This is a genomic window from Mycolicibacterium arseniciresistens (assembly GCF_030519285.1).
In the GTDB taxonomy this organism is placed as follows: Bacteria; Actinomycetota; Actinomycetes; order Mycobacteriales; family Mycobacteriaceae; genus Mycobacterium; species Mycobacterium arseniciresistens.
In genome coordinates this window covers 1-5,221 of record NZ_JAUMSQ010000416.1, presented here as the reverse complement: position 1 = coordinate 5,221, position 5,221 = coordinate 1, and the positions used below count along the sequence as shown (strand labels likewise).

The following is a 5,221-nucleotide window of genomic DNA, read 5'->3' as shown; positions in this document are numbered from 1 at the left end:
GTTTCCAGTAGGGCGGGCACGGCGTCGATGTCGTCGCCACGGGACAGCGTGAGGGCGCACCAGCCGTCGCGCGTCTCCAGGAGCCGGGTCGCGCCGCCCGCGGAGACCCGGCCGCCTGCGCTCAGACCCAGCAGCGCCGCGCGGCCGGTGAGCAGTTCGTCGGCGTCCACAGCGACACCGAGCAGTGCCGAGACGGCGGCCGCCGTGTCGCGGGCGCGGTTGAGCACCGCGGCCGGGATCGCGAGCGCAGTCACTCCCCCATTGTCCCGCGGCCTAGAACTGCAGGGCGGTGAAGCGCCAGTCCAGCACCTGGCGGTCCGCCCCGCCGTCGGGTTCCACCGCGTACACGAGCGACCGCAGCCGGTAGACCCCGCCGCGGCCGTCAGGTGCCGGGATCGCGCCCTCGACGTGCAGTTCGCTGTAGAGCGTGTCGCCCTCCTGCACCGGCCCGGTGTGGTCGCAGGACTCCCAGCCCAGGACCGTCACCAGGTCGGGCAGTGCCCTCGTCGCCTGCGCCAGTGCCAGGCCGATGGTGTGCCCGCCGTACACCAGGCGTCGCCCACTCACCCGCGAATCATGATGTATCGCAGCAATGTTCAGTGACAGCCGGGCGAGCTCGGGGGCGCAGCTGACCACGTCCGCGGTGCCGTGCAGCACCTGTCCGGCGAGCCCGGCGTCGAAGCGGGCACCGGGCACCCGGGCGCGGAAGGCGTCGGCGTCCCAGGCCGCGGTCGGATCCGGCGCGGGAGCCGCCTCGGCGCCGACGGCCGACAGGTCGTCGGCGTGGCCGGTGTCGCCCGCGCCGTCGGACAGCGGCAGCATCGCGCACCGGTGGAAGTCGAGCACCAGGCGGCCGAGCTGATCGACGGTCGTCATCCGCAACGCCGCGAGGCCGGTCGGCGCGCGGCCCTCCCGTGCGGAGTTCTGCCGCAGGCCCACCACCTCGGTGCGGGTGAACAGGGTGTCGCCGATGACGGGATACCGGTGGAACACCAGGCCGCGGTAGAACAGGTTCGCCTTCACCCGGTGGGTGGCCAGCGTGGACTGTCCGATCGCCACGTCGCAGACCAGGGCCGGGTGGGCGATCGGCGCGCTCGCCCCGGTGACGGCGGTGGCCAGTTCGGCGTCGAGCGTCAGCCGCAGCCGGTCGCCGATGATCGAGTGGTGCACGGCGGCGGTGCCGGGGGTCAGCGTCATCGACGGCGCCGAGTCGAACACCTCGCCGACGTGCAGGTCGTCGAAGTAGGGGCCGCCCTGGATTTGGCCGGACAAAGTCACAAGGCGTCATGCTGGCAGTGCGCTGATGGGTGTGTCAATATGGCCGTACATATGACCGAAGAAGAGAAGCTCCTCGTCGAGACCGTGCGCGCGTTCGTCGACCGGGAGGTCAAGCCGGCGGTCCGCGACACCGAGCACGCCAACGACTACCCGGGCGCGTGGATCGACCAGATGAAGCGGATCGGCATCTACGGCCTCGCCATCGCCGAGGAGTACGGCGGCTCCCCGGTGTCCATGCCGTGCTACGTCGAGGTCACCCAGGAGCTGTCCCGCGGGTGGATGAGCCTCGCGGGGGCGATGGGTGGGCACACCGTGGTGGCCAAGCTGCTGGCGCTGTTCGGCACCGAGGAGCAGAAGCGCACCTACCTGCCGCCGATGGCCACCGGTGAGACGCGCGCGACGATGGCCCTGACCGAACCCGGCGGCGGTTCCGACCTGCAGAACATCTCCACCACCGCCGTGCGCGACGGCGACGACCTGGTGATCAACGGCACCAAGACCTGGATCAGCAACGCCCGCCGGTCCGGCCTGATCGCCCTGCTGTGCAAGACCGATCCGAATGCCGAGCCGCGTCATCGCGGCATCTCGGTGCTGCTCGTCGAACGCGACACCTCCGGCCTCACGGTGTCGCGCGATCTGCCCAAGCTCGGCTACAAGGGCGTCGAATCGTGCGAGCTGTCCTTCGCCGACTGCCGGGTGCCCGCGTCGGCCGTGCTGGGTTGCACGCCCGGGCAGGGCTTCGCGCAGATGATGAAGGGCCTGGAGACCGGCCGCATCCAGGTCGCGGCCCGGGCGCTTGGCGTGGCGACCGCGGCGCTCGAGGACTCGCTGCGCTACGCCCAGGAGCGCGAGAGCTTCGGCAAGCCGATCTGGAAGCACCAGTCCATCGGCAACTACCTGGCCGACATGGCGACCAAGCTGACCGCCGCCCGCCAGCTCACCCGGTACGCGGCCGAACGCTACGACAGCGGCGAACGCTGCGACATGGAGGCCGGGATGGCCAAGCTGTTCGCCTCCGAGGTGGCGATGGAGATCGCACTCGACGCGGTCCGGATCCACGGCGGCTACGGCTATTCCACCGAGTTCGACGTCGAACGGTACTTCCGTGACGCGCCACTGATGATCGTCGGCGAGGGCACCAACGAGATCCAGCGCAACGTCATCGCCGGCCAGCTCGTCGCGCGGGGCGGGATCTGACGACTTGACCGCGCCGGCGTACCAGCTGCTGCGCGACCGGTTGCGCGACGAGATCGCCGCCGGCCGCTACCGCAACGGTGTCCGGCTGCCCACGGAGTCCGAACTGGTTGCGCGCGAGGGCCTGTCGCGTCAGACGGTGCGGCGGGCGTTCCAGGACCTGGTCGCCGAGGGGATCGTGTACCGGGTGCCCGGCCGCGGCACCTACGCCAGCGACTCCGCGCGGCGCTACCTGCGGCAGCTGGGTTCCATCGAGGACCTGATGAACCTGTCGCAGGACACCACGATGGAGGTGCTCAGCGGATTGTCACGCCGGGTGGACGTGGCGGCCGCGAGCCGGCTGCGGCTCGACCACGACGTGGTGCACACCGTCGCGTTCCGCCGCCTGCATGACGGGGTGCCGTTCGTCGCCACCACCGTGCACCTGCCCGAATCGGTGGCTGCATCCGTCACCGGCGCCGACGCGCTGGCGACCGGATCGGCGGGCACCCACACCGTCATCGGGCTGCTCGAGCCGCACCTGCGGGAACCCATCGTGGAAGCGGCGCAGTCGATCACCGTCGCCGCGGCCGACGCGGCGGTGGCCGACGCGGTGAACTGCACCGTCGGGCATCCGATGCTGCGCGTCGACCGGCTGTACTCGGACAGTTCGGGCCGTCCGGTGGAGTTGGCGATCAGCCACTTCCTGCCCGAGCAGTACACCTACCGCGTGACGCTGCGCCGCTCCGGGTAGTGATCTCAGACGGACCGGCTCGCGGCGATGCTGCCGAGCAGCGCCAGCCCGTCGGCGCTCGGGCTGCCCGGCTCCGCGTCGTAGACCACGAGCTCCTGGCCCGGGGCGGACCTCACGTCGAACGTCTGCATGCTCAAGGTCAGCAGCCCGACCTCCGGGTGACGGAAACGCTTCACCGCCAGACACTTCCGACGAGCGTCCTGCCTGCTCCACAGTGTCCGGAACGCCTCGCTGGCGTCGAGCAGTTCGGTCAGCACCGCCCGGGCGTGCGGGTCGTCCGGGGCGGCGCCGTAGCCCATCCGGAACCCGGCCACCGAGTCGGCCGCGACGGCACGCCAGTCGGCGTAGAAGTGGCGGGCCCGCGCATCGGTGAACACCAGCCACATCAGATTGCCCACCGCACCGAACTCGCCGAACAGGGCCTCGGCGAGCGCGTTCACCGCCAGTACGTCGTAGGCCCGGTTGTACACCAGCGCAGGGTTGTTCGGCCAGGCGTCCATCAGTCGAAGCAGCCCGGGGTCGACGCGGTCGGCCACCTGCGTGTGCTGCTCTCGCGGGGCGAGGCCGGCCAGCCGGAACAGATGCCTGCGGCCGTCGCCGTCGAGTCGGAGCGCCGCCCCGAGCGCCTCGAGCACCTGCACCGACGGCGAGCGCTCCCTGCCCTGTTCGAGGCGGCTGTAGTAGTCGACGCTGACACCCGCCAGCATCGCCACCTCTTCGCGGCGCAGCCCCGGCACCCGCCGGACACCGCTGCTGGTCAGGCCCGCGTCGGACGGGCTGATCGCGGCCCGCCGGCCCTTGAGGTATTCACCGAACTCGGCCACCGTTCCACCCTAGATCCGCCGCCGGCATCAGGCAGGGTGCACTGCACCCTGGCTGCGCGGGGCGTCACCGCCGATGCTGGTCCCATGACCGATTCGAAGATCATTCTCGTCACCGGCGCCAGCAGCGGCATCGGTGAAGCCGTCGCCGCACGCCTGGCCGCGGAGGGCCACCACGTCGTCGCGGGCGCCCGTCGCGAGGACCGCCTCGCCGACCTCGCGCGCCGCATCGAGCAGGACGGCGGCAGCATCGACGTCCGCCGCCTCGACGTGACCGACCGTGCGGACGTGGCGGCGTTCGTCGACGCCGCGGTGGCCGAACACGGCCGGGTGGACGTCGTCGTCAACAACGCCGGCGTGATGCCCCTGTCCCGACTGGACGCACTGCTCGTCGACGAGTGGGACCGGATGATCGACGTCAACATCCGCGGACTGCTGCACGGCATCGCCGCCGCACTCCCGCATTTCCAGCGCCAAGGCGGCGGCCACTTCATCACGGTGGCGTCCGTCGGCGCGCACGAGGTGGTGCCGACCGGCGCGGTGTACTGCGCCTCGAAGTTCGCTGCCTGGGCCATCACCGAGGGTCTGCGGCTGGAGGTCGACCCGTCGATCCGGGTGACGACGGTGTCGCCGGGCGTGGTCGAATCCGAGCTCGCGGAGTCGATCACCGACCCGACGGCGGCGGGCGCGATGCAGGAATACCGGGCCGACTCAATCCCGCCCGACGCCATCGCCCGCGCGATCTCCTATGCCATCGGCGAACCCGCCGACGTCGATGTCAACGAGCTGATCATCCGGCCCGCGCGGCAGCGCTGAGCCGCGGTGCGGTGACGCTGCGCCGGCGCCATCCGGCATAGGCTTGCCGGGGGGCGCACGGTGCGCGCCGAGACGGGTGCGGAGGAACAGCGTGACGTCCAACATTTCGGTGCTCGCCGATGCCACCGACGTCGGCGAGACGGTCGGCTATGCCGTGATCCCCCTCATCGGCCTGGTGCTGCTGATCGTCGGGCTCGTCAAGAGAAGCAGATCTGGTTCCCCGCAACCGAATACACCCTACGGCTGGACGCCGGGCCAGGCACCCTACGCGAGCCCGCCGCCACCTCCGGGCGGCTATCCCGGGTACGGACCGCCCGCCGGCTATCCGCCGCCCCACCCGCAGCAGCCCTACCCGGCGCCGGGCGGGCAGCCGCCGTAC

At 71.4% G+C, this 5,221-nt stretch carries 6 protein-coding genes and 1 pseudogene; 4 read left to right on the top strand and 3 right to left on the bottom strand.

The window, feature by feature from the left end; all coding sequences use genetic code 11:
• Together Q2100_RS29590 and Q2100_RS29585 are read right to left on the bottom strand one after the other, a co-directional pair.
• Window positions 1-254, bottom strand: a pseudogene (locus Q2100_RS29590) (CoA transferase); the annotation flags it as partial.
• A 19-nt stretch (window positions 255-273) separates the two neighbouring features.
• Entirely contained in the window at window positions 274-1,278 is a 1,005-nt protein-coding gene (locus tag Q2100_RS29585) for a MaoC family dehydratase (RefSeq protein WP_302916888.1), read from the bottom strand.
• 51 nt (window positions 1,279-1,329) lie between these two features.
• Here Q2100_RS29585 and Q2100_RS29580 point away from each other — a divergent pair, with 51 nt between their 5' ends.
• Both Q2100_RS29580 and Q2100_RS29575 read left to right on the top strand, forming a co-directional pair.
• Window positions 1,330-2,475, top strand: coding sequence for an acyl-CoA dehydrogenase family protein (locus tag Q2100_RS29580; RefSeq protein WP_407667716.1), 1,146 nt, complete (start codon window positions 1,330-1,332; stop codon window positions 2,473-2,475).
• A gap of 4 nt (window positions 2,476-2,479) precedes the next feature.
• The gene (locus Q2100_RS29575) at window positions 2,480-3,205 is read left to right on the top strand and encodes a GntR family transcriptional regulator (protein ID WP_302916886.1); all 726 of its coding nucleotides are present in this window, start codon (window positions 2,480-2,482) and stop codon (window positions 3,203-3,205) included.
• Window positions 3,206-3,210: 5 nt separating this feature from the next.
• Here Q2100_RS29575 and Q2100_RS29570 read toward each other — a convergent pair whose 3' ends face one another.
• Entirely contained in the window at window positions 3,211-4,029 is an 819-nt protein-coding gene (locus tag Q2100_RS29570; RefSeq protein WP_302916885.1) for a helix-turn-helix domain-containing protein, read from the bottom strand.
• A gap of 84 nt (window positions 4,030-4,113) precedes the next feature.
• Between Q2100_RS29570 and Q2100_RS29565 the strand changes: the two genes are divergently transcribed.
• Together Q2100_RS29565 and Q2100_RS29560 are read left to right on the top strand one after the other, a co-directional pair.
• Window positions 4,114-4,842 carry an SDR family oxidoreductase gene (locus tag Q2100_RS29565; protein WP_302916884.1) on the top strand — a complete coding sequence of 243 codons (729 nt, stop codon included), beginning with the start codon at window positions 4,114-4,116 and terminating at the stop codon, window positions 4,840-4,842.
• A 91-nt stretch (window positions 4,843-4,933) separates the two neighbouring features.
• Window positions 4,934-5,221 (top strand): hypothetical protein (locus tag Q2100_RS29560; RefSeq protein ID WP_302916883.1); only part of this gene is annotated, 288 nt, incomplete at its 3' end.

Bases quoted from the DNA above. Each gene is read 5' to 3' on its own strand.
- Q2100_RS29565 (WP_302916884.1), top strand. From the start codon at position 4,114: ATGACCGATTCGAAGATCATTCTCGTCACCGGCGCCAGCAGCGGCATC.
- Q2100_RS29580 (WP_407667716.1), top strand. From the start codon at position 1,330: ATGACCGAAGAAGAGAAGCTCCTCGTCGAGACCGTGCGCGCGTTCGTC.